20 protein-coding genes and 1 pseudogene are annotated in these 21,737 nt (G+C 64.7%); 7 read left to right on the top strand and 14 right to left on the bottom strand.

Going from position 1 to position 21,737, the window contains the following annotated elements; genetic code table 11:
• Positions 1–172: 172 nt before the first annotated feature.
• Positions 173–934: a cytochrome c biogenesis CcdA family protein gene (locus ACKTEK_RS04175; protein ID WP_409163984.1), complete on the bottom strand. Its 762-nt coding sequence runs from the start codon at positions 932–934 to the stop codon at positions 173–175.
• A 239-nt stretch (positions 935–1,173) separates the two neighbouring features.
• Here ACKTEK_RS04175 and ACKTEK_RS04170 point away from each other — a divergent pair, with 239 nt between their 5' ends.
• The 3 genes from ACKTEK_RS04170 (at position 1,174) to ACKTEK_RS04160 (ending at position 2,469) form a co-directional block, all read left to right on the top strand.
• Positions 1,174–1,572: a thioredoxin gene (locus ACKTEK_RS04170; protein WP_409163983.1), complete on the top strand. Its 399-nt coding sequence runs from the start codon at positions 1,174–1,176 to the stop codon at positions 1,570–1,572.
• Between the two features lie 42 nt (positions 1,573–1,614).
• The gene (locus ACKTEK_RS04165) at positions 1,615–1,974 is read left to right on the top strand and encodes a metalloregulator ArsR/SmtB family transcription factor (RefSeq protein ID WP_409163982.1); all 360 of its coding nucleotides are present in this window, start codon (positions 1,615–1,617) and stop codon (positions 1,972–1,974) included.
• Positions 1,975–2,067: 93 nt separating this feature from the next.
• On the top strand, positions 2,068–2,469 hold the full coding sequence (locus tag ACKTEK_RS04160; RefSeq protein WP_409163981.1) for a c-type cytochrome: 402 nt from the start codon (positions 2,068–2,070) through the stop codon (positions 2,467–2,469).
• A gap of 108 nt (positions 2,470–2,577) precedes the next feature.
• On the opposite strand, the gene ACKTEK_RS04155 is transcribed toward ACKTEK_RS04160, so the two are convergent.
• Positions 2,578–2,958 carry a hypothetical protein gene (locus ACKTEK_RS04155; protein WP_409163980.1) on the bottom strand — a complete coding sequence of 127 codons (381 nt, stop codon included), beginning with the start codon at positions 2,956–2,958 and terminating at the stop codon, positions 2,578–2,580.
• Between the two features lie 221 nt (positions 2,959–3,179).
• On the opposite strand from ACKTEK_RS04155, the gene ACKTEK_RS04150 reads away from it, so the two are divergent.
• From ACKTEK_RS04150 to ACKTEK_RS04140, 3 genes are read left to right on the top strand one after another with little or no spacing between them, the layout of a single operon-like run.
• Positions 3,180–3,722 carry a helix-turn-helix transcriptional regulator gene (locus ACKTEK_RS04150; protein ID WP_409163979.1) on the top strand — a complete coding sequence of 181 codons (543 nt, stop codon included), beginning with the start codon at positions 3,180–3,182 and terminating at the stop codon, positions 3,720–3,722.
• Positions 3,723–3,734: 12 nt separating this feature from the next.
• Positions 3,735–4,826 (top strand): efflux RND transporter periplasmic adaptor subunit, encoded by a 1,092-nt coding sequence (locus ACKTEK_RS04145; RefSeq protein ID WP_409163978.1) that lies wholly within the window; start codon positions 3,735–3,737, stop codon positions 4,824–4,826.
• Positions 4,826–8,236 (top strand): efflux RND transporter permease subunit, encoded by a 3,411-nt coding sequence (locus ACKTEK_RS04140; RefSeq protein ID WP_409163977.1) that lies wholly within the window; start codon positions 4,826–4,828, stop codon positions 8,234–8,236. The genes ACKTEK_RS04145 and ACKTEK_RS04140 overlap by 1 nt, the downstream gene beginning before the upstream one ends.
• A gap of 9 nt (positions 8,237–8,245) precedes the next feature.
• On the opposite strand, the gene ACKTEK_RS04135 is transcribed toward ACKTEK_RS04140, so the two are convergent.
• The 5 genes and pseudogenes from ACKTEK_RS04135 to ACKTEK_RS04115 form a co-directional block, all read right to left on the bottom strand.
• On the bottom strand, positions 8,246–8,962 hold the full coding sequence (locus ACKTEK_RS04135; protein ID WP_409163976.1) for an endonuclease/exonuclease/phosphatase family protein: 717 nt from the start codon (positions 8,960–8,962) through the stop codon (positions 8,246–8,248).
• Positions 8,963–8,970: 8 nt separating this feature from the next.
• Entirely contained in the window at positions 8,971–9,870 is a 900-nt protein-coding gene (locus ACKTEK_RS04130; RefSeq protein ID WP_409163975.1) for a CDP-alcohol phosphatidyltransferase family protein, read from the bottom strand.
• Positions 9,871–9,906: 36 nt separating this feature from the next.
• A pseudogene (locus ACKTEK_RS04125) lies at positions 9,907–10,629 on the bottom strand (phosphatidylserine decarboxylase); the annotation flags it as partial.
• 59 nt (positions 10,630–10,688) lie between these two features.
• Positions 10,689–12,596 carry an ABCB family ABC transporter ATP-binding protein/permease gene (locus ACKTEK_RS04120; RefSeq protein WP_409163974.1) on the bottom strand — a complete coding sequence of 636 codons (1,908 nt, stop codon included), beginning with the start codon at positions 12,594–12,596 and terminating at the stop codon, positions 10,689–10,691.
• Positions 12,597–12,703: 107 nt separating this feature from the next.
• Positions 12,704–14,920: a LysM peptidoglycan-binding domain-containing protein gene (locus tag ACKTEK_RS04115; RefSeq protein ID WP_409163973.1), complete on the bottom strand. Its 2,217-nt coding sequence runs from the start codon at positions 14,918–14,920 to the stop codon at positions 12,704–12,706.
• Between the two features lie 159 nt (positions 14,921–15,079).
• Between ACKTEK_RS04115 and ACKTEK_RS04110 the strand changes: the two genes are divergently transcribed.
• A complete protein-coding gene (locus tag ACKTEK_RS04110; RefSeq protein WP_409163972.1) occupies positions 15,080–15,679 on the top strand; it encodes a TIGR00730 family Rossman fold protein in 600 nt (199 codons plus the stop codon).
• 18 nt (positions 15,680–15,697) lie between these two features.
• Here ACKTEK_RS04110 and cimA read toward each other — a convergent pair whose 3' ends face one another.
• The 7 genes from cimA to ACKTEK_RS04075 all read right to left on the bottom strand — a co-directional run bounded on the left by cimA (position 15,698) and on the right by ACKTEK_RS04075 (position 21,726).
• Entirely contained in the window at positions 15,698–17,311 is a 1,614-nt protein-coding gene (cimA, locus tag ACKTEK_RS04105) for a citramalate synthase (RefSeq protein ID WP_409163971.1), read from the bottom strand.
• Positions 17,308–17,601 (bottom strand): GFA family protein, encoded by a 294-nt coding sequence (locus tag ACKTEK_RS04100; protein ID WP_409163970.1) that lies wholly within the window; start codon positions 17,599–17,601, stop codon positions 17,308–17,310. Before ACKTEK_RS04100 ends, cimA begins: the two co-directional genes overlap by 4 nt.
• A 189-nt stretch (positions 17,602–17,790) precedes the next feature.
• Entirely contained in the window at positions 17,791–18,300 is a 510-nt protein-coding gene (locus ACKTEK_RS04095) for a GFA family protein (protein ID WP_409163969.1), read from the bottom strand.
• The gene (locus ACKTEK_RS04090) at positions 18,297–18,785 is read right to left on the bottom strand and encodes a GNAT family N-acetyltransferase (protein WP_409163968.1); all 489 of its coding nucleotides are present in this window, start codon (positions 18,783–18,785) and stop codon (positions 18,297–18,299) included. The genes ACKTEK_RS04095 and ACKTEK_RS04090 overlap by 4 nt, the downstream gene beginning before the upstream one ends.
• Positions 18,782–20,146, bottom strand: coding sequence for a cysteine--tRNA ligase (gene cysS / locus ACKTEK_RS04085; protein ID WP_409163967.1), 1,365 nt, complete (start codon positions 20,144–20,146; stop codon positions 18,782–18,784). Before cysS ends, ACKTEK_RS04090 begins: the two co-directional genes overlap by 4 nt.
• A 195-nt stretch (positions 20,147–20,341) precedes the next feature.
• Positions 20,342–20,968 (bottom strand): HAD family hydrolase, encoded by a 627-nt coding sequence (locus ACKTEK_RS04080; RefSeq protein WP_409163966.1) that lies wholly within the window; start codon positions 20,966–20,968, stop codon positions 20,342–20,344.
• Positions 20,969–21,108: 140 nt separating this feature from the next.
• A complete protein-coding gene (locus ACKTEK_RS04075) occupies positions 21,109–21,726 on the bottom strand; it encodes a YeeE/YedE thiosulfate transporter family protein (RefSeq protein ID WP_409163965.1) in 618 nt (205 codons plus the stop codon).
• Between the last annotated feature and the right edge of the window lie 11 nt (positions 21,727–21,737).

The raw sequence follows: 21,737 nt of genomic DNA, 5'->3' as shown, positions 1-21,737 counted from the left end.
GGGGCTGTCGATAGCATATCAGGCAAAACGTCCAAACGGCCCGGATTCTCGATCCATCGGCCGCCGGATGGCAAGCCCTGCCATGCCATTCGTGCAGACCCTACCAACGGGAATCGAATAGATCAATTCCAATATTCGAACATTTGAATACATCTTTCGGCGGGACGCCGGATCAGTCGCCGCCCGGTCCGCCGACAAGCCCCTCGACCTTGCCGAGCGAGGGGAAGGTTTCCAGCAGCCAGTAGGAGAATTCCGACATTTGGCCGGTGAGAAACAGGATGCCGGTGATGACCAGCAGCGCACCCATGATCTTTTCCACCGTGCCCATGTGGCGCTTGAAGCGCTGCATCAGGCGCAGGAACGGACCGGCAAACAGCGCCGCGACCATGAACGGGATGCCGATGCCGAGTGCGTAGACAGCGAGCAGCAATGCCCCGCGCGCGACGGTGTCCTCCGCGCCAGCGACGAAGAGAATGGCCGCCAGCACCGGACCGACGCAGGGCGTCCACCCGAACGCAAAGGCGACGCCGACGAAGAAGGCCCCGACAACGCCTGTCGGCTTGCGCTCCACGTGGACGCGCGCCTCGCGGTACAGGAACGCGATGCGGAAGACGCCGAGGAAGTGCAGGCCCATCAGGATGATGATGACGCCGGCCACGTAGCCGAGGAGTTCGAGGTTGGCGCTGACCCATTGCCCGATGAGCGATGCGCTCGCGCCGAGCGCCACGAAGACGGCGGTGAAGCCAAGCACGAAGGCGAGCGACGACTTGATGACGCGGCTACGCGCGGCGCTCAGCGTGTCGGCGCTGGTCAACTCATCGAGGCTGACGCCGGCGAGGAAGCACAGGTATGGCGGAACGAGCGGCAGCACGCAGGGCGAGACGAAGGACAACAGGCCGGCGAGAAAAGCCCCGGTCAGGGTGACGTCGAACATGCAATACTCCCTATCTGGCCGGCATCGGCCCGGCGCGTGTGGCGCGCTCTCAATGTCACCGCGTGCTTGCCCGGTGAAAGTCAATTGGCCGTGATTGGCATCATGCGATCCGGCACTACATATTCGTATTTCAGTATGCTATGAGGTCAACCCGAATATGCCGGGTGCGGCAAAGTCGCCCCACTCGCGCTTGCGATCAGCCTGTCTGATCGCACATCCAAGGGAACACGCTGGACACCATGCGGGCACTCGCCGTCAACATCCTTGCTGCACTGGCACTCGTTGCCGTTGCGCTCAGCTCGACGCTTGCCGCGACCGGCAAGACGGAACTCGTCATGTTCGAGCAGGACCGGTGCGAGTGGTGCGCCGAATGGCACCGGGTCATCGGGCCGATCTACCCCAAGTCGCCCGAGGGCAAGCTGGCACCGCTGCGCCGCGTCGACATTCACAAGCCGCTACCGGACGACCTGGCCGGCATCAATCCCGGCCGCTTCACGCCGACCTTCGTTCTGATGCACGAGGGCCGCGAAATCGGCCGAATCCGGGGCTATCCCGGAGAAGATTTCTTCTGGGGCCTGCTGGGCCGGTTGATGGTCAAGCTAAAGCCCACAACGTCCGAGACACCCGAAAACACCTGAGCCTTCCTTTCCGCCTACAAGACGACTGGGACAAAGAACCGGATGACTGAACTCCAGAACGCGAACACAACCGCGACAAAACAGCTGAGCGAAGACGACTTCGACGTCCTGTTCGACAACGCCGCGCGCGCTGCCGACTTCCTGCGAACGCTGAGCCATGAGACCCGGCTGATGATCCTGTGCTTCCTCAGCCAGGGCGAGAAATCTGTCGGCGAGATGGAATCGTTCCTGTCGCTGCGCCAGCCCACGGTTTCCCAGCAGCTTGCACGGCTGCGTTCGGAAGGTCTCGTCGCAACCCGGCGCGACGGAAAATCGGTCTATTACCGGCTCGCAAGCCCAGAAGCCGCCAAGATGATCGGCGTGCTCTATGAAGTGTTCTGCGCCCGCGACGACAAGGCCTGACATGCGGGCGTGACGATCTGCCTCATTGTTTCACAGGGTGTGCAACGCCCTAAAATCCCCCAACGAAAAATCGTGACGTCAGAGGAAACAGCCATGAAACGCACCATGATTGCCGCCGCCGCCCTGTTCGCGGCCACCTCGTTCGCCCACGCCGCCGACATGGGCACCTATGCCGAGGGTGATGCCGCCAAGGGCGAGAAGGTTTTCCGCAAGTGCAAGGCCTGCCACGAAGTTGGCGAGGGTGCGAAGAACAAGGTCGGCCCGCAGCTCAACGGCATTGTCGGGCGCCAGATTGCCAGCGTCGAGGATTACAAGTACGGCGACGATATCAAGACGAAGGGCGAGGAACTCGGCGCCTGGACGGAAGAGCACCTGTTCGCCTACCTCTACGATCCGAAGGATTTCGTCGACGGCAAGTCCAAGATGTCGCTGAAGCTGAAGAAGGAATCGGACCGCAACGACGTCATCGCCTACCTGAAGTCAATGTCGGAGTAAGCCCGAACGGCGCTCACGCGCACCGAGAATTCCAGGAAAGCCCGGCGACCGAGCCGGGCTTTTCGCGTTTCAGGGCGCTTTTCGCGTGTCCCGACCTATCCCGAGCGCTCAGCGCTGCCGTCGCGCCTGAACCGGAACTGTCACCGGCAATGGCACCAGCCCTGCCCTTGCAGCGTGTCCACCACCACCGGCCTCTCGCTCGACCGTGCCGAGCCGCATGATCGCCCAGCCCATGTCCGCGCTGGTGAAAGTGATGAAGAAGCCGCCGAAGAGCAACGCAACAGCCACCACGGGTGACTGGGTATTCAACACAAGCGAACCGATCCCGTGCACATCGGCGACAAGCAGCAGGGTCACGATCATTGCGGCAACGACTGTGCCGATGCCGCAATTTACAGTTAAGAGTCGGAATAAAGGATCATTCAGAAAGATTCGCGGCAGAATTCGCATCAATCTTTCACCCTTTCCGCTCGTTTTGCGACGCAGCATCGCTAAATTCTAGCCCGAAACGTGCCGGTGGGCGACAGGTGGTGGATATGACATTTTGTCATATGCTTGACCAGCATATATCGGATAGCTATATGCGCGGTTATCGTAGCGGCATGGTGCGCCGCAACGACCGGTCCGGTGTGGGCCGGAGGGCATCCGGCCGCCAGTCCTGCAGCCGCGCGGTGCCCGGACACATTGAACGGGCGAAAGACAGCCGATCCATGAATGTAAGTACGCTTTGCCTGGCGTTTCTCTCCTTCGGAGAGGCTTCCGGATACGACATCCGCAAGGCCTCCACGGAAGGTAATTTCAGCCATTTCGTCGATGCCAGCTTCGGTGCGATCTACCCCGCGCTTGACCGGCTGGAATCCGAAGGACTGGTGACGCGCCGCGTCGAGGTCCAGGAAAGCCGCCCCTCCCGCAACGTCTACGCCATCACCGACAAAGGCCGCGAGGCGCTGGTGCATCAGCTCATGCAGCCGGTTGCGCCCGACAAGATGAAGTCGGAATTCCTGCTTCTCGCGCTGTGCGCCGAGCACCTGCCGCAGGACCGGCTGGCCGAGGTCATCGACACGCGCATCGCCGAGATCGACGCGCTCGCTCAGGATTTCGCCACGAAGCGGGACGAGTGTGACCACCCGTCGAGCAAGTGGGTCCTGAAGATGGCCACGCACATGCACCGTGCCAAGCACGATTACCTGAAAGCCACCCGCGATGAACTCGTCGCGCTGGGGCGCGCCAGCACGCAGCTGGCAGCGGAATAGGGACCCGGGTCCATGAACAAATCCTACCTTCTGGCGCTTGCCATCGTCATCGGTCTCGGTGCCTGGATCTACTCCGGCAGCATTGTCGTGGGCGGCCAGGAAGACACCAAGCCCTCCATCGCCGAGCAGGCCGAAACCGACACCGGCGACACGTTGCAACGCGTATCCGTTCGCAAGATGGAGGCGCGCGAGCGCCAGTCCTCGCTCCTGCTGCGCGGGCGCACGCAGGCGGAGGACCGTGTCGATGTGCGCGCAGAAACCGAGGGCACCATTGAGGAACTGGCCGTTTCCAAGGGCCAGGACGTCTCACGCGGCGACCTGCTGTGCCGGCTCGACACGCGCACGCGCGAAGCCCAGCTGGCGCAGGCCGAAGCCCAGCTCGTGCAGGCCGAAGAAGACTATTCCGGCGCATTGGAGCTTGCGAAGAAGGGCTACACGCCAAAGACGCGGGTTCGCACGCTGAAGGCCCAGCGCGACGCGGCGCTCGCCTCCGTGGAAGCCGTGAAGTGGGACATGGCGCGCACCGCGATCCATGCCCCGATCGACGGCATCGTGGAGACGCTGGAGGTTCGTCGCGGCTCGCTGCTGCGTGCCGGTGACGTGTGTGCCGGGATCGTCAGCATCGACCCGATGCTGGCCTTCGCACAGGTTTCCGAACGCGAGCTTGCCGGCGTGCGCCTTGGCATCGACGCAACCGTTCGCCCCGTCACGGGCGGCGAGTTCAATGGCAAGCTGACATACATCTCGGCGGCCTCCGATCCCGCCACACGCACCTTCCGCATCGAGGTCACGCTCGACAACGGCCAGGGCGGCCTGCGCGACGGCGTGACGGCGGAAATCGAAGTCCCCCTCCCAACCCAGAAGGCGCACCTGCTTCCGGGTTCGGCGCTGGTGCTACGCGACAGCGGCGATATCGGCGTGCGCACGGTGGGCGATGACCAGGTGGTCAAGTTTCATTCCGCGACGATCCTTGCCGACGAAGAAGGCGGCGTGTGGGTCGGCGGCCTGCCCGACAACATCGACCTGATTGTCCAGGGCCAGGAATACGTGGTGGACGGCGCCAAGGTGGAGCCTGTCATCGTGACGGCGGAGGCCGGTGAGTAATGTCCTTCAACGACGAAATTCTCGACCCTGACGACGACAGTCAGGACGTCAACGCCAAGCCGAAGATGGGGCCGATCGGCACCATCCTGTCGCATCCGCGCGCCGTGGTGACGGTGATGATCGCGATGCTGATCGGCGGCATCCTCAGCTACGTCACGATCCCGAAGGAAGCCAACCCGGACATCGACGTTCCGGTGTTCTATGTCTCCATCGCCCAGCAGGGCATCTCGCCGGAAGACGCCGAGCGCCTGCTGATCCGGCCGATGGAAACGGAACTACGCGGGCTGGACGGCCTGAAGGAAATCACCGGCATCGCCAGTGAAGGCCATGCCGGCATCGTGCTGGAATTCGACATTTCCTTCGACAAGGACCAGGCTCTTCTCGACGTTCGCGAGAAGGTGGACCAGGCGCAGGCGGAACTTCCCGCCGATGCGGAAGAACCGCAGGTCATCGAGACGAACTTCTCGTTGATCCCCACCATCGTCGTGAACCTGTCGGGCAACGTGCCGGAGCGTACGCTCTACCAGTACGCCAAGAACCTGCAGGACCGGATCGAGAGCATTTCGACGGTGCTGGAAGCGACCCTCTCGGGCCAGCGCGACGAGCTTGTCGAGGTGATCGTCGATCAGACCAAGCTGGAGAGCTACAACATCTCCCAGCAGCAGCTCTACAACGCCGTCACCAACAACAACCGCATGGTCGCCGCCGGCTCCATCGAGACCGGACAGGGCAGCTTCAACGTGAAGGTGCCGGGGCTGTTCGAGACGACCAGCGACATCTATTCGATCCCGATCAGCCAGAACGGCGACGCGCTGGTAACGCTTGGCGACGTGGCCGAGATCCGCCGCACCTTCAAGGATGCCTCCACCTATTCACGCTTCGACGGCAAGCCCTCGATCTCGCTGGAGGTGAAGAAGCGCCTCGGCACCAACATCGTCGAGAACAACGCCGCCGTGCGCGACATGGTGAAGGAGGCGACGGCGGAATGGCCGGACGCCATCAACGTCGATTTCGCGCTGGATGAATCCAGCCACATCTTCGAGGTTCTCAGCTCGCTGCAGTCGTCGATCATCACGGCCATCTGCCTGGTGATGATCGTCGTCGTCGCCGCGCTGGGCGCGCGTTCGGCGCTCCTCGTCGGCTTCGCGATCCCGACCTCGTTCCTGCTCGGCTTCCTCATCATCAACCTCGCCGGCATGACCGTGAACATCATGGTGCTGTTCGGGCTGGTGCTGACGACCGGCATGCTCGTCGACGGCGCGATCGTCATCGTGGAATATGCCGAGCGGAAAATGGCGGAAGGCGTAGACCCCCGCGAGGCCTATATCCGCGCCGCCCAGCGCATGTTCTGGCCGGTCTTCTCGTCCACCGCCACGACGCTTGCCGCCTTCATCCCGATGCTGCTGTGGCCGGGCGTTGCCGGCGAGTTCATGAGCTACCTGCCCCTCATGGTGATCGTGGTCCTGGCCGCCTCCATCGTGACGGCCATGGTCTTCCTGCCGGTCACCGGCGGGCTGATGGCCGGTGCCATCATGGCGTCGCACAACACCTACAGGCGGCTGATCGGCCGCCCCGATCACGGACCGAGCGAAGCCGACCTGGAAGCGCAGAAGCGTGCCAAGCTGCTGGCCGGCAATTCGCAGACCAACTACGCCAAGGTTCCCGGCATTACCGGTGTCTACGTGCGCTCGCTCGCCCATATAATCCGGTGGCCGGCGCTGGTGATCGTGCTCGCGCTCGGCACGACTGTCGCCGTCTTCTACCTGTTCGGGCAGTACAACAACGGTGTCGAGTTCTTCGTGGAAGAAGAGCCGGAACGCGCCGTCGTGATGGTGTCGGCACGCGGCAACCTGTCGCCGCAGGAAATGCGCGACATCGTCGTGCGCGTCGAGAACGAGGTCGTCCAGGTGCCTGGCGTCAAGCACGCCATCACCGTTGCGGGCACCGCGCCCGCCGGGCAGCCAAAGCTTGGCGAGTCCGAGGACAAGCCGGTCGATTCCGTCGGTCAGGTCACCATCGAGCTCAACGATTATTGCTGCCGCCGCATGGCCAGCGAGATCTTCGATGACATTCGCGCCCGCACCGCCGACATGCCGGGCATGCGCGTGGAAATCCGCAAGATCGAAGGCGGCCCGCCGACCGGCAAGGATATCCGGCTGGAAGTCACCGCCCAGAGCTACGACAAGGTTTTGGCGGCCACGGCGCGCATCTCCGACCACTTCAAGACCGGCATGGAAGGGCTACGGGACATCGAGGATTCCCGTCCCCTGCCCGGCATCGAGTGGCGCCTGAACGTTGACCGAGAACAGGCCGCGCGTTTCGGTGCGGACATCACGGCCATCGGCGTCATCATCCAGTTGGTCACCGACGGCGTGCTTGTCGGCACCTACCGCCCGGACGACAGCGACGACGAAATCGACATTCGCGTGCGGCTGCCCGAGGACGAGCGCTCGCTCGAGCAGATGGACGGACTGCGCGTGCAGACCGAGCGCGGTCTCGTGCCGCTGTCGAACTTCGTGACGCGCGAGGCGCAGCCGAAGGTCACGACCATCACCCGCCAGAACGGCGCCTTCTCCATGCAGGTGAAGGCCAATGTTCAGGAAGGGCTCGTCGCACAGGAAAAGGTCGATGAGGTCGATGCTTGGCTGAAGGGCCAGGAGTGGCAGAACGGCGTTGCGTTCCGCTTCCGCGGTGCCGACGAGGACCAGAAAGAATCCATGGCGTTCCTCGGAAAGGCGGCGATGGCTGCCGTCTTCCTGATGTTCGTGATCCTGGTGACGCAGTTCAACAGTTTCTACCAGACGATCCTGACGCTGATGACCGTCATCCTCGGCGTCACGGGCGTGCTGATCGGCATGCTGGTCACCGGGCAGCGGTTCTCTGTCATCATGACGGGCACCGGCGTCGTCGCGCTTGCCGGCATCGTCGTGAACAACGCCATCGTCTTGATGGACACCTACAACCGGATGCACCGCGAACTGGGCGTCAACCCGATCGATGCCATCTTGCAGACAGCGGCACAGCGCCTGCGGCCGATCTTCCTGACGACCTTCACGACCATGATGGGCCTGATTCCGATGGCGACGCAGGTCACGGTCAACTTCTTCGCGCGTGAAGTGGAAGTCGGCGGCATCACGTCCACCTGGTGGGTTCAGTTGTCCACGGCGATCATCTTCGGCCTCGGGTTCTCGACCCTGCTGACGCTGATCGTGATCCCGACCATGCTCGCCGCACCGACCGTGTTCGGCCAGCAGATCAGAGGTCTCGTCGGGTTCGTGCGACAGTGGTTCGGGTTCGGCGAGCGCCGTGCCGACATGAGCGGCAGCCGGGCCGAGAAGGCCGGTTCGCCGGGCAACCCCGCCAACGACCGCGACCGCGGCAACGACAAGCTTCCCGCCGCCGCCGAGTAGCGGGACGCCTCAGGCTCCGGCAGCGCTGAGCTCCGCGACGAGACCGTCGTGGTCGCTCAGGCGCTTGCCGCCGGCATGGCGGGACAAGCCGGTCACTGCATCGCAGTGCAGCTTCGCATCCGTCGCGATATGACAGACCGGCTGGTCAGCCAGCCCGTCTATGCTGCCCCCTGTCACGATTTCGAAGCGCGGTGCAATCGCATCGTTGAGCGCGGCCCGTGCTGCAACCGGCGTTCTTTCGGCAGGTATGCGCTGGTTGAAGTCGCCGAGCAGGACGGTTGGCAAATCTTCGTCAAGAAAGGCGAGCACCTCTTCAAGGCCCGAAAGATAAGCCAGGTGATCGCTCCACGGTTTTCGGTCGCGCGTGCCGGTGGACACATGAGCATGGCTCCACGGCACACAAAGTCCGAGTACGCGGATCGGGCCGATGGTGGTATCGCTGATGCCGGAGACAAACCTGCCCGGCGGCAGGTCATCAGAACCGCGCGCATCCACGGATTGCCAAGGATTGCGGGACCAGAGCATGACCTTCCGGCGGTCTGCCTTCACCGGATAGCCGTAGTCGGCCGCCGCCTCGATCAGATGACCTTCGGCGTTCCAGTCCGACGCGTGCCCCTCGCAAAGGCAGATGATTTCGGGAACGGCCTCCGCAAGCGTGTCGCGGATAACTTTGAGCCTACGTGACCGTGCCGCTGCCCACTCGATGTTCCAGACGGCCAGTCGCACGGACGTGCCTAGTCTGGGGTCTTTTCATCGGGCTTGCCCTCGGCAAGCTCGATCGGTTCGCGCTCAGGCGGGGGCGCGGGCGTCTCGTCGATTGGGTCGTTGCCCGGATCGCCATGCTGCCGCGCGAGCGTGCGGTAGCGGATGATCGCCATGGGGATGGTCGCGAGGTAGATCGCGGAGGCGACGGCGAGCGTCGTCCACGGATATGAAAACAGCAGCGCGAAGAACAGCACGACCGCAAGCATGATCGGCAGGACGAGGTCGCGGCGCACGCGCTCGCCAGTCTTCTTGAGCGAGAAGGTCGGCAGGCGCGAGACCATCAGGAACGCCACGCCCATGATATAGAAGCACGAGGTGACAGCCGTGCCGTCGAAATGGGGAATGCCGATCAGTTCGAGATAGATCGGCAGCAGCGCGACCATGGCGCCGGCCGGCGCGGGCACGCCGACGAAGAAACCCTGCGCCCATGCGGGCTTGTTGGGCGCATCGAGCGATACATTGAAGCGGGCAAGGCGCAGCACGGTTGCAAGCGCGAGGATCAGCACCGCGATCCAGCCGAGCGACTTCAGTTCATCCAGCGCGAACACGTAGAGAATAATGCCCGGCGCGACGCCGAAATTGACGAAGTCGGCGAGCGAATCCAGCTCCGCACCGAAGCGCGACGTGGACTTCAGCAGGCGCGCGATTCGTCCATCCAGCATGTCGAGGACGGCTGCGAATGCGATCGCGGCAATGGCGAGTTCGAAGCGGTGCTCGATGGCGAGCCGCATGGCGGTGAGCCCGGCGCAGAGCGCCAGCAGCGTGACCATGTTCGGCACGAGCAGCCGGACGGGAATGCGGCGCAGGCGGGAAAACCGACGGCGACCGTTCTTGCGATCAGGTTCGAAAGGCGGAAACAGGAATGTCATGGGCGCGCAGTATACGCATCATGGCTTAGAAAAGCGTCAACTGATGCGGACCGGGTGCGCCGGGCCTGTCTCGTTCAGGTAGGCCATGACTGTTTCGCCCGCCACGGCGCGCTGGCCGACGGCGACACGCGGACGGGTGCCGCGCGGCAGGAATACATCCACCCGGCTGCCGAAGCGGATGAGGCCCACCCGGTCGCCCACGGTGATTGGCTCCTGCTCGGCAACAAAGGTGACAATACGCCGAGCGACAAGCCCCGCGATCTGCACCATGCCGATGCGACCGCCCGCCACCGTGTCGATGACGAAGCCGTTGCGCTCGTTGTCTTCGCTGGCCTTGTCGAGTTCGGCGTTCACGAAGGCACCTGGCTTGTAGACGATGCGGGTGATCTTGCCGGTGACCGGCGCACGGTTCACGTGGACATCGAAGACGTTCATGAAGACCGAGATACGCGTCATCGGCTCTTCACCGAGGTTCAGTTCCTTCGGCGGCTTGATCTCGCGGATGGAGGAGACGCGACCGTCCGCTGGGCTGACGACGATCCCCTCGCCCAGCGGCGTGACGCGGGCTGGATCACGGAAGAAATAGGCGCACCACGCGGCCAGGATCATGCCGATCCAGAACAGCGGGTCCCACAGCATTCCCACCACGAATGCGATGACGACGAAGATGGCGACGAAGCGCCAGCCTTCACGGTGGACGGGAACGATGGTTCTGCGAACGGTATCGAGAAGAGACATGCTTGCCTGAGACTCGCGGGGTTGGCCGTGGGGCGTGAATTAAGCCCAGCAGGGGGCAAATGTCGATAGGAGGCGCCGCGTCACTGTGTGTCGCGGGCTGCCATGCGATCCCGCGCGAGATAGCCTTCGGCGTCCTCTTCCATGGTCTGCCGCAGGCGCTCCGCCGCCTCGTCCGCCTCGCGCTGGCGCCGCCACATGCCGGCATAGACGCCGTCGCGCTCGATCAGGTCGGCATGCGTCCCGCGTTCGACGATCTCGCCCTTCTCCAGGACGATGATCTCGTCGGCGGTGATGACTGTCGAGAGGCGGTGCGCGATGACGATGGTCGTGCGGCCTTCGGCGACATGGTCGAGTGCGGCCTGGATTTCCTTTTCCGTGTGGCTGTCGAGCGCGGAGGTCGCCTCGTCCAGCATCAGGATCGGCGGGGCCTTGAGGATCGTGCGGGCGATTGCGACGCGCTGCTTCTCGCCGCCCGACAGCTTCAGCCCGCGCTCGCCAACCATCGTGTCGTAGCCTTCCGGCAATGTCTCGATGAAGTGGTCGATCTGCGCCAGCCGCGCGGCTTCCTCGATCTGCTCGTCGCTCGCGTCGGTGCGCCCGTAGCGAATGTTGTAGCGTACGGTGTCGTTGAACAGGACGGTATCCTGCGGAACCATGCCGATGGCGCGGCGCAGGCTCTCCTGCGTCACGTCGCGGATGTCCTGCCCGTCGATCGTCACCGACCCGCCGTTGATGTCGTAGAAGCGGAACAGGATGCGCGAGATTGTCGACTTGCCCGCGCCCGACGGCCCGACGATGGCGACCGTGTTGCCGGCCGGCACCTCGAACGAGATGCCCTTCAGGATCTGCCGCGACGGGTTGTAGGCAAACCGAACGTCCTCGAAGCGGATGGTGCCGTTCTCGACGACCAGCGGCTTTGCGCCGGGCCTGTCGGCGACTTCAGGGTTCTGCTCGAGAATGCGGAACATCTGCTCGATGTCGACCAGCGCCTGCTTAATCTCGCGATAGACCGTGCCGATGAAGTTCAGCGGGATATAGAGCTGGATCAGCAACGCGTTGATCATCACGAAATCGCCGAGCGTCTGGGTGCCGGCCATCACCTCGCGCGCGGACATCCACATGCAGATCAGCATGCCAACCGAGAAGATCAGCATCTGGCCGGCGTTGAGGAAGGCGAGCGAGACGTAGGTCTTAATGGCGGCGGTCTCGTAGCGCTGCATCGACTTGTCGAAGCGGCGGGACTCCATCGCTTCGTTGTTGAAGTATTTCACCGTCTCGTAGTTCAGCAGGCTGTCAACCGCCTTGGAGTTCGCCTCGGTGTCGGAGTCGTTCATGGCGCGGCGAATGGCGATCCGCCACTCCGTCGCCTTGACGGTGAAGACGAGGTAGGCGGCCATCATCACCACCAGCGTCAGCAGGTAGAGCGGGCCGAACTGGAACGCGATGATGACGGCGACGAGGGCGAACTCGATGAAGGTCGGGATGGTCTGCAGCAAGGTGAAGCGCACAATCACCTCGATGCCCTTCACGCCGCGCTCGATGACACGGCTCAGCCCGCCGGTGCGCCGCTCCAGGTGGTAGCGCAGCGACAACCGGTGCAGGTGCTCGAAGGTTTTGTAGCCGAGCGTGCGAACCGCGTGCTGGCCGACGCGGGCAAACACCGCATCGCGTATCTGCTGGAAGCCGAACGCCGAGAAGCGGCCGACGCCATACGCGATGACGAAGAAGATCGGCACCGACAGGCCGGGAATCCAGTTGGCATCCGGCACCGCGGCGTTGCCGGACTCAAGCGCATCCACCGCCCACTTGTAGGCATAGGGGACCAGCACGGTCAGGATCTTGGAGACGACGAGCAGGACAAGCGCCAGCGCCACACGCTTCTTCAGGTCAGCGCGGTTCTGCGGCCAGATGTACGGCCACAGGTGGACGATGGTCTGCAGCGCGTTGCCGCTGCCGTCAAACTGACGCTCGGTATCGGTGGGTTTCACAGTCGGTTCTTCATCGGGGCTGACAAGCAGGGGGACAAAAGCGTCGGGCCGCGGCTCGCATCAAGCGACCGCGGCCCGGACTGCGGGTCTCGACCTGACCAGATAGGTCAGTTCTTTTCGTCTTCCATGACCGGGATGGTGAAGACCTGTCCGGGGAAGATGAGATCGGGATCATCGATCTGGCCGCGATTGGCCTCGAAGATCAGCGTGTACTCGACGCCACGGCCGTAGACACGCCGCGCGATCCGCCACAGGGCATCGCCGCGCTCGATGGCAACGCGCGTGCGCACGCCGTCGGCCTGAACGTCTGCGGTGCCGGAGCCGGGCGCATCGCCAACGGCAACCCGCGCCGTGTCGGTGTCTGCACCGCTGTCGGCTGCTGCCACCTGCGTATCGGTGCCGGCAGCAGCGTCGCCTGTCGCGGGCTCCGTGCCGGAGGCCATCGTGCCGCTGGCATCACCGCTGGCGGCAGTCCCGGCTGAATCGCGGCCTGCATCGGCATTCGCCATCGCGTCACCGGACTGGGTATCACCGGACTGGGTCGTGCCGGGCATCGCTTCGTCTGACGCGAGGTTCTCGGTGCCCTCTGCAATCGGTGCCGGGGGCGGTGCCGTCATGGTGCCGGAGGCTGCGTTGCCATCGGACCCGGAGGCCGAGCCATCCCCCTGTGCGGCAGCAGTATTGTCGTCCCGCGTGGCGCTCGACGTGTCGCCATTGCCGCCGGACGACAGCGCCATCGTCTGCGAGTCCTGGCTCTGCGCTTCATCGCCTGCGGGAACCGACGGTGCTGCGGTCTGAGCGGCATCGCCTTCGCCTGCTGCGGCGTTGTCGCCGGCATCGGCTGCGGCCATGTCCATGGTGCCATCGGATCCGGACTGCGGGGCATCACCAGACGCGGCTTGATCGTCTGCGCCGCCGCCGGGCTGAAGCGCGGGCGCCTTCGGCGTATCGTCGCTGGCGACCAGTTCGACGCGGTCGAAGCGGACCTGTGCGCGCGCCACGACAGTGGCATCGGCCTCGCCGAGCATGTCGGCACGCACGGCGTGGCGGCCGGGCGGCAGCGGACGGCGCACATTCAACGCCCAGCGGCCGTTCTCGTCGGCACGGGCATCGCCCGCGTGCTCGTCGTCCACGTAGATGCGCAGCACCGAGTCGGGGGGTGCTTCACCCACCAGCGCGAGTTCGTTGACGCCATCGGCGTCGGCGGGCGCAACCTCGAAGGCGCGGATATAGACCTTTGGCTCGTCCTGCGCCGTTGCGGGTGCAGCGTTCGCGTCATCGGCGGCGCGGTCTTCGCCGGTCGCCTCGCCTGCCTCGGCAAGCTGCTGATCGGCGGCATCGGAACCCTGCGCATTGGCGGCAGCATCTGCGCTGGCACCGGCGTTGGCATCACCCGACGCAGCATCGGCAGGCTCGTCGGCTGATGCGACCTGCTGTTCTTCGGAAGGCGCGGCAGCGTCGGAACCTGACGCGGCGTCGCCGGAAGCTTCGGGAGCACTCGCATCGTCGGAGCGATCCTCGCCGGTCGCCTCACCAGCATCGGCGAGCTGCTGATCGGCGGTGCCACTGGTCGCCGTGTCGCTGGTTGACGTATCGCCGGTGGCCGTGTCGCCGGTCGCGGTGTCCGTCGCGGCGGGGTCGGTGGCCGCATCAGCGCCGGCATCAGCGGACGCAGCCGGTTCGGCGGCATCACCGGAGCTGTCCTCGCCGGTTGCCTCGCCAGCGGCGGCAAGCTGCTGTTCTTCGCCACCGGGCGTCTGCAGCACCTGCGGCGGCGCGTCGTCGGACTGCACCACCACGAGCGGCGGCTGGCCGTCGCCGGTGATCTCGATGGCGACTTCTTCCTTGCCGGCGGTGGCGACCGTGCTGCCTTCGGTGCGTGAACGAAGCGTCAGCGAGTGGGTGCCCGCATCGAGCGGACCGGGCAGGACGGTTGCAAATTCGCCGGCCACGTCGGCGGTCAGCGTCTCGACGACCTCGTCATCGACGATAACGTCGATTTCCTCGCCGGGGCCTGCGCGGCCGGCCACCACCATGCTGCCGTCGGGATCGACGCGCACGATGTCGAGTTCGGGTGCCATCGCGGGCTTTGCGGCTTCGGCGGTGTCACCGGATGGTGCATCGGCGGCATCGGATGAAGACCCGGCATCGGCGCTTGCGCCGTCGCCTGAACCGGACGCGTCACCCTGTGCGGGCACTGCAGCCTGCTGGGCTTCGTCACCGTTCGTTCCGGCAGATTTCTGCTGGTACAGAAGAATGCCGGCGACGATCACCGCGACGACGCCGAGAAGTCCAAACAGGCCCCGCAGTTGGGATGAGTTCATGTCCGTTCACCTTTCGCTGGCCACGATTGCCGCGCAATGCGTTGCGCAAACAGGTCGCTGATGGTCACATCGCGGCAAAACCCCTGCTCAAGTCCTACTTGGTGGTCAGGGCCGTGTCACGCATTCCGTGGCGTAATGGAGAGGGAAACCGACTTTTTTATGAGCGATATCAGCAGTATTTGCGTCTATTGCGGGTCCGGAGCAGGTGAAAACGCTGCCTATGCCGATGCCGCGAAGCGATTCGGTGCCATGCTGGCGGACAACGACATCCGCCTCGTCTATGGCGGTGGCGGGCTTGGGCTGATGGGAATCGTCGCCAAGGCGGTGCTGGACGATGGCGGCAAGGTACTCGGCATCATCCCGGAGTTTCTCAAGTCGCGCGAGCGGATGCTGCGCGAGGTGCAGGACCTCGTCGTCACCAGCGACATGCACGAAAGAAAGCGCCTGATGTTCGAAAACGCCGACGCGTTCGTCGCGCTGCCCGGCGGCATCGGCACGCTGGAAGAACTGATCGAGATGCTGACCTGGGGCCAGCTCGGACAGCACACCAAGCCGGTCGTCATCGCCAACATCGACGGGTTCTGGGACCCGCTGCTGCGCCTGCTGGACCACATGCAGGAGCAGTCCTTCATCCGCCCCGGGCTGATGGCGCACTATCTCGTGGCAACGACGGCTGACGACATCCTGCCGCTGATCCACGCCGAACTCGACCGGATCGCCGACCGCGAGACGAACGGGATCGTGCCGCAGAAGATGTGAGCAACCGCAGGCCCGGCCTCAGGCGGCGGCTTCTTCCGCCGGGGCCGCGCCATCGCGCAGCAGCTTGTAGGTGACGGAATCGATCAGCGCCTGGAACGAGGCGTCGACGATGTTCGATGACACGCCGACGGTCGTCCAGCGCGTGCCGTCGCTGTCGCGGCTCTCGATGAGAACCCGGGTCGTCGCACCCGTACCGCCATCGAGGATGCGCACCTTGTAGTCCGTGAGTTCGAGGTCCTCGATGAAGCGCTGGTAGCGTCCAAGGTCCTTGCGCAGCGCCATGTCGAGGGCATTGACCGGGCCGTTGCCCTCGCCCACCGACATCAACAGTTCGCCGTCCACGTCCACCTTCACGACCGCTTCCGACACGGTGATGAGTTCGCCCACCGCGTTGTGGCGGCGCTCGACCATGACCCGGAAAGACTGCACGTCGAAGAAGCGGGGAAGCTGGCCGAGCCTGCGGCGCGCAAGCAGTGCAAACGACGCGTCGGCGGCTTCATAGGCCCAGCCCTCCGCCTCGCGCTCCTTCACGGTTTCCAGAAGCGAGGCCAGGCGCGGATCGTCCTTGGCGACCTGGATGCCGAGCCGGTCCAGTTCGACCAGCAGGTTCGACTTGCCGGCCTGGTCCGACACCAGCAGGCGGCGGGCGTTGCCAACTGCGGACGGATCGACATGCTCGTATGTCGTCGGGTCTTTCGCGATGGCAGACGCATGAATGCCGGCCTTGGTCGCGAACGCGCTCTGGCCGACATATGGCGCCTGCCGATTGGGCGCGCGGTTGAGCAACTCGTCGAAGGTGTGGCTGACGTTGGAAACCTGCGCGAGTTGTTTCTCGCTCACGCCTGTCTCGAAGCGCGCGGCATAGGCATCCTTCAACATCAGCGTGGGGATGAGCGAGACGAGGTTGGCGTTGCCGCAGCGCTCGCCGATGCCGTTCAGCGTGCCCTGCACCTGCCGCACGCCGGCCTCCACCGCCGCCAGCGAATTGGCGATGGCGTGGCCGGTGTCGTCGTGGGTGTGAATGCCGAGGTGGTCGCCGGGGACGTGCTGCGCGACCGCCGTCACGATCTCCCGCACTTCGCCGGGCAGCGTGCCGCCATTGGTGTCGCACAGCACGACCCAGCGCGCACCGGCGTCGTAGGCCGCCTTGGCGCAGGCGATGGCGTAATCCGGATTGGCCTTGTAGCCATCGAAGAAATGCTCGCAGTCGATCATCGCCTCGCGGCCCTTCGCGACGACGGCCTCGACCGACTGGGTGATGGAAACGAGGTTTTCCTCGTTGGTCGTCCCCAGCGCCACGCGGACATGGAAGTCCCACGACTTGGCGACGAGGCAGACCGCGTCGGCTTCCGCCTCCAGCGTCGCGGCAAGACCGGGATCATTGGAGAGCGAGCGGCCCGCGCGCTTGGTCATTCCAAAGGCGGTCAGCTTCGCCTTCGCCGTGCGCTTCTTGGAGAACAGCGCCGTGTCTAGCGGGTTCGCGCCTGGGTAGCCGCCCTCGATGTAGTCCACGCCGAGCCGTTCCAGCATGGCGATGATCTGAAGCTTGTCTTCCAGCGAGAAGTCGATGCCCGGCGTCTGCGCGCCGTCGCGCAGCGTCGTGTCGAACAGGTAGATGCGGTCTCGCGTCATAGCTCGTCCTCCGGCCGCCCGTCCTTCGGCGGCCATTCGTTCGTGTCGTGGTCGGGGTGCTGGTAGCTGATGATGCCGGCCATGAACTCGGCGATCTTCGGCTCGTCCTCGCTCTTGCGGTGCGGCAGGTCGGCAAGGCCATCGACGAAAGGCAGCCGCGGCTCGGCGTTGACCTGTATGGCCGGGGCGGCAAGCGTCGGGTCATCGAGCGAACCGATGGAAACCTCCATCTCGCCGCCGTAGTCGAATGACAGGGGCGTGCCACAGGCCTCGCAGAAGCCACGGCGCACCCTTATTGGAACTGCGGAACCACTTCGGCGCGCCACGGGTCCATTCGAGCGCATGCGCCGTCACCAGCGGGCCGTAGAACGCGCCGAACGCCTTCTGGCACATGCGGCAATGACAGATGGACGCACGGCCAAGGGAGGTTGCGCGGTAGCGCACCGCGCCGCACTGGCATCCGCCGCTGACGTGTTCGCTCATGTCCGGTCCTCCGGCGGCCAGTTGTCCGTGTCGTGGTCGGGGTGCTGGCTGTTCGACTGCTGGATGACCTCCAGCGGGACGCCGTCCTGGTCGGGGCTGTCCTCGGTCGCCTCGGCCGGGAGCGTGTCGAGACCGGCGAGCCACGGCATCTTCGATTCCGTGCCGTACTGCATCTGCGGCTTGACGCTCGCAGGATCGTCCAGCGAGCCGAGCACGAGGTTGAGGTGCGGCGCGGAGACCGTGTCGAAGGTCAGCGGCGTGCCGCACTTCGCGCAGAAGCCGCGCTCGACATCGCGCGACGAGGAGAACACCGAGAGTGTGCCGCGCGTCAACGAGAAGTCCGCCTTCTGCGCATTGGCGAGCGGCATGAAGTAATTGCCTGCCGCCTTCTGGCACATGCGGCAATGGCAGACATGGGCGTGGGTCAGCGGACCTTCGACCCGGTAGCGGATCGCGCCGCACTGGCAGCCGCCGGTGAACGGCCCCTTGTTCAGATCATCGCTCATGCCGGCACCTTCTGCGCGAGAGGCTTGGTCATCGTGTTGTTTGTCAGCACCACGCCGTTTCGCTCGCGCCGGTTTTCGCGCACGAACGTGAAGCCCTGACCCTCGAAGAACGAGCGCGCGGCGTGGCTTGCTTCCGTGGTGAGCATGTCCTCGCCCGCGTCGAGCGCCTCGGCCTCAAGGGCTGCGTAGAGCGCGGAGGCGATGCCGGTACGTGCGGCCTGCGGCGCGACGAAGAGAAAGTCGATCAGGTTGCCGGCGCGGCCGGCAAAGCCGACGATCTCGCCGTCCCGTTCGGCAACCAGCATCGACAGGCCGTCAAACCGCGCGCCGAAGGCTGCGCCATCGTCTGCCGCCGATTGCCAGGCCGCGCGCTGGTCCGCGTCGTAATGCTCCGCGGCAAGCGTGCCGACACTGTCGCGAAACACGCGCAGCACCGCGTCGAGGTCGGCTTCGACATACCGGCGCAGGGTGAAACTTGCGCTCATCGCACCACTTCCCATGTCGTCACCGGCTCGCCGGTCGCCGGGTCCTTGCCGTCCTTCAACTGGATGCCCTGCTCCAGCAGTTCATCGCGGATGCGGTCGGCCTCGGCCCAGTTCTTTTCGGCACGCGCGGCAAGACGGGCGGCGATGAAGGCATCGACGTCCACATCAATATCGGCGGCAGACTGCGCGGCGAGCGCGCCTTCTAGGCCCAGCAGTTCGACACCGGCTTTCAGCGCCGAACCGTTGCGGGAGCTGGCGAACCGGTCGAGTTCGCCGATCGCGTCCCACGTGTTGAGATCATCGGCAAGTGCTTCGGTCACTGCCTGCGCGTCGGCGGCATCGCCACCCTCGCCTGCTTCGGCGAATAGGTTGCGCCAGCGCGCGATCTTGGCTTCCGCCTCTTCCAGACGCTTGATCGAGAAATCGATGGGCTGGCGGTAGTGGGTCATCAGCATGGCCAACCGCAGCACTTCGCCGGGCCATTCGCGCCCGCCGAACGTCTTGGTGCGGAGAAGCTCGTTGATGGTGACGAAGTTGCCCAGCGACTTGGACATCTTCTGCCCTTCCACCTGCAGGAAGCCGTTGTGCATCCACACGTTCGCCATCACCGCCGTGCCGTGGGCGCAGCGCGACTGGGCGACTTCGTTCTCATGGTGGGGAAAGGCGAGATCGATGCCGCCGCCGTGGATGTCGAACGTCTCGCCCAGCAGCGCCGCCGACATGGCCGAGCACTCGATGTGCCAGCCCGGACGGCCCCGGCCCCACGGGCTGCCCCAGCCCGGCTGGCCCTCGTCGGAGGGCTTCCAAAGCACGAAATCTGTCGGGTTTTTCTTGTAGCTGGCGACCTCGACGCGGGCACCGGCGACCATCTCGTCCAGCGAGCGTTTCGCCAGCTTGCCGTAGTCCGGCATGGAGGCGGTGTCGAACAGCACGTGGCCATCGGCTGCATAGGCATGGCCGCGCTCGATGAGCTGACCGATCATCGCGACCATGTCGCCGATATGCTTTGTGGCGCGCGGTTCGTGCGTCGGCGGCAGGCAGCCGAGCGCTGCCACGTCTGCGTGGTACTGGCTGGCGGTGGTCTTGGTCAGTTCGTCGATGGAAACGCCGTCGCGGGCGGCGCGGTCGATGATCTTGTCATCCACGTCGGTGATGTTGCGCGCATATGTGACGTGGTTCTCGCCATAGACGTGGCGCAGCAGACGGAACAGCACATCGAAGACGATGGCGGGGCGCGCGTTGCCGATATGGGCATAGTCGTAGACCGTCGGCCCGCAGACATACATGCGCACGTTTGCCGGGTCGATCGGCTCGAAGGTTTCCTTCGAGCGGGTCAGGGTATTGTAGAATTTCAGGTCCACGTCGTTTCCTTCAAGAACGCGCAAGCGCCGCCGGCTGGCCCAGCGTTCGTTTCCTGAAGTTGTCGTGCAGACGAAAACGGCCGGGCCAGCGTGTCGCTAGCCGATAATGATCCCGCAAATGCAAATGTTGCGTGTCGCCGTCATGGGCCGGAGATTGCGCAGAGAGGAGTTAAAAAATCAAGCGCGGATTGGCGCTCAGGCCAATTCGATGGGCAATCGCACGCCTTCGCGCACCAAGTCCATGCTCAGGGTCTCTGGGCGGGTGAACTCGATTGCCCGGAAACCGAGCGCGCGCGCGGCTTCGCAATTGTCCGACCGGTCGTCGATGAAGATGCAGTCGCTAGCGGCAAGCCCGGTGCGATCCAGCAGCAGGTTGAAGATTGCCGGATCGGGCTTCAGCACCCGCTCCTGCCCCGACACCACCGTCACCCCGAACCAGCCGAGAAAGGGATATGCCTCGACCGTCAGCGGCCAGAGCTCGGCGGAGAAATTGGTGATGGCGTGGACCGGGTAACCCTGCTCGATGAGGTCCTCCAGCACCTTCACCGTGCCGGGGATCTCGCCGACGATGGTGTCGAGCCAGCGTCGGTAGAAATCGCGGATCGGCTCTTCGTGCTGCGGAAACAGCGCGACGCGTTCTGCGATTCCGTCCGCAAGCGTGCGGCCCGCATCCTGCTTCTCGTGCCAGGAGAGCGGCACCACGTCTGCCATGAAGCGGGCACGCTCGGCCTCATCGGGAAAGGTCTTGTGGTAGATGCGCTCCGGCTGCCAGTCGAGCAGCACGTTGCCGACATCGAAGACGATTGCGGGGGTTGCGGGCATGGCAGGTCCGGGCGGATTTCAGTCCAGTCCGTGTGTAGCCCAAGGGCGAATGTGAAAACACCCCGGCGCGGGTTGCGCCGGGGTGCGGTGTGCCCCGCCGAGGGAGGGATGCGGGGCAACGGTGCCCGGTGTGAGGTGCCTTATTCGGCCGGGATGGCGCGGGCGCCGTGGCCTTCAGGCCCGGTGATCTTTTCCGCGCCGGGAAGACCGGCCATTTCTGAGCGCCATGGACGCCACTTCTCCAGCGCCACCATGGCCCCGCCGAGGGCAGCGGCCACCACCAGCGCAAGCAGCCAGAACGGCATGCCGAGGACCTGGTCGAAGGTGATCTTTCCGAAGTCCGCGATCTTCAGCGCGCCCTCGATGGCGTCGATGTTGTAGCCGTAGACCATGGCGCCGAGGATGCCGCCGGCGACGGTTGCCCAGGCATCCTTGTAGCCGGCGCCGATCTGCGCCAGCGCCGTGCCCGGGCAGGCCCCGGCGATGACGATGCCGGCACCCAGCAGCAGCCCGCCGACGATGGTGCTGCCCATAACCGCAGCCTTGGGGTGCAGCTCGGCGACGCCGAGACCGGTCAGCACGACGAGAACGACCAGACCGGTCGCAACCGCTGCGAAGAACATCTTCAGCATGATGAAGTTGGTGAACTGGAACTGGCGCACGAGGACGCCCGGCTCCATGACGCGGGACTTTTCCAGCGCGATTCCGAAGACAAGGCCCATCACCAGGCCGAGAACGACAAGCATGAACAAGGTCATTTCGAATTTCT

The sequence above is a fragment of the Tepidamorphus sp. 3E244 genome (assembly GCF_046159835.1).
Taxonomy (GTDB): Bacteria; Pseudomonadota; Alphaproteobacteria; order Rhizobiales; family Tepidamorphaceae; genus JACKJK01.
The sequence above is the reverse complement of the archived record's forward strand: the minus strand, read 5'-3'. Positions and strand labels throughout refer to the sequence as shown.

What these genes read in the sequence shown, in the direction of transcription:
- ACKTEK_RS04160 (WP_409163981.1), top strand. Translation starts at nt 2,068, where the DNA reads ATGAAACGCACCATGATTGCCGCCGCCGCCCTGTTCGCGGCCACCTCG.
- ACKTEK_RS04075 (WP_409163965.1), bottom strand. Translation starts at nt 21,726, where the DNA reads ATGACCTTGTTCATGCTTGTCGTTCTCGGCCTGGTGATGGGCCTTGTC.
- ACKTEK_RS04170 (WP_409163983.1), top strand. Translation starts at nt 1,174, where the DNA reads ATGCGGGCACTCGCCGTCAACATCCTTGCTGCACTGGCACTCGTTGCC.
- ACKTEK_RS04080 (WP_409163966.1), bottom strand. Translation starts at nt 20,968, where the DNA reads ATGCCCGCAACCCCCGCAATCGTCTTCGATGTCGGCAACGTGCTGCTC.
- cimA (WP_409163971.1), bottom strand. Translation starts at nt 17,311, where the DNA reads ATGACGCGAGACCGCATCTACCTGTTCGACACGACGCTGCGCGACGGC.
- ACKTEK_RS04115 (WP_409163973.1), bottom strand. Translation starts at nt 14,920, where the DNA reads ATGAACTCATCCCAACTGCGGGGCCTGTTTGGACTTCTCGGCGTCGTC.
- ACKTEK_RS04130 (WP_409163975.1), bottom strand. Translation starts at nt 9,870, where the DNA reads ATGACATTCCTGTTTCCGCCTTTCGAACCTGATCGCAAGAACGGTCGC.
- ACKTEK_RS04145 (WP_409163978.1), top strand. Translation starts at nt 3,735, where the DNA reads ATGAACAAATCCTACCTTCTGGCGCTTGCCATCGTCATCGGTCTCGGT.
- ACKTEK_RS04175 (WP_409163984.1), bottom strand. Translation starts at nt 934, where the DNA reads ATGTTCGACGTCACCCTGACCGGGGCTTTTCTCGCCGGCCTGTTGTCC.
- ACKTEK_RS04090 (WP_409163968.1), bottom strand. Translation starts at nt 18,785, where the DNA reads ATGAGCGCAAGTTTCACCCTGCGCCGGTATGTCGAAGCCGACCTCGAC.
- ACKTEK_RS04110 (WP_409163972.1), top strand. Translation starts at nt 15,080, where the DNA reads ATGAGCGATATCAGCAGTATTTGCGTCTATTGCGGGTCCGGAGCAGGT.
- ACKTEK_RS04150 (WP_409163979.1), top strand. Translation starts at nt 3,180, where the DNA reads ATGAATGTAAGTACGCTTTGCCTGGCGTTTCTCTCCTTCGGAGAGGCT.
- ACKTEK_RS04095 (WP_409163969.1), bottom strand. Translation starts at nt 18,300, where the DNA reads ATGAGCGATGATCTGAACAAGGGGCCGTTCACCGGCGGCTGCCAGTGC.
- ACKTEK_RS04140 (WP_409163977.1), top strand. Translation starts at nt 4,826, where the DNA reads ATGTCCTTCAACGACGAAATTCTCGACCCTGACGACGACAGTCAGGAC.
- ACKTEK_RS04165 (WP_409163982.1), top strand. Translation starts at nt 1,615, where the DNA reads ATGACTGAACTCCAGAACGCGAACACAACCGCGACAAAACAGCTGAGC.
- ACKTEK_RS04155 (WP_409163980.1), bottom strand. Translation starts at nt 2,958, where the DNA reads ATGCTGCGTCGCAAAACGAGCGGAAAGGGTGAAAGATTGATGCGAATT.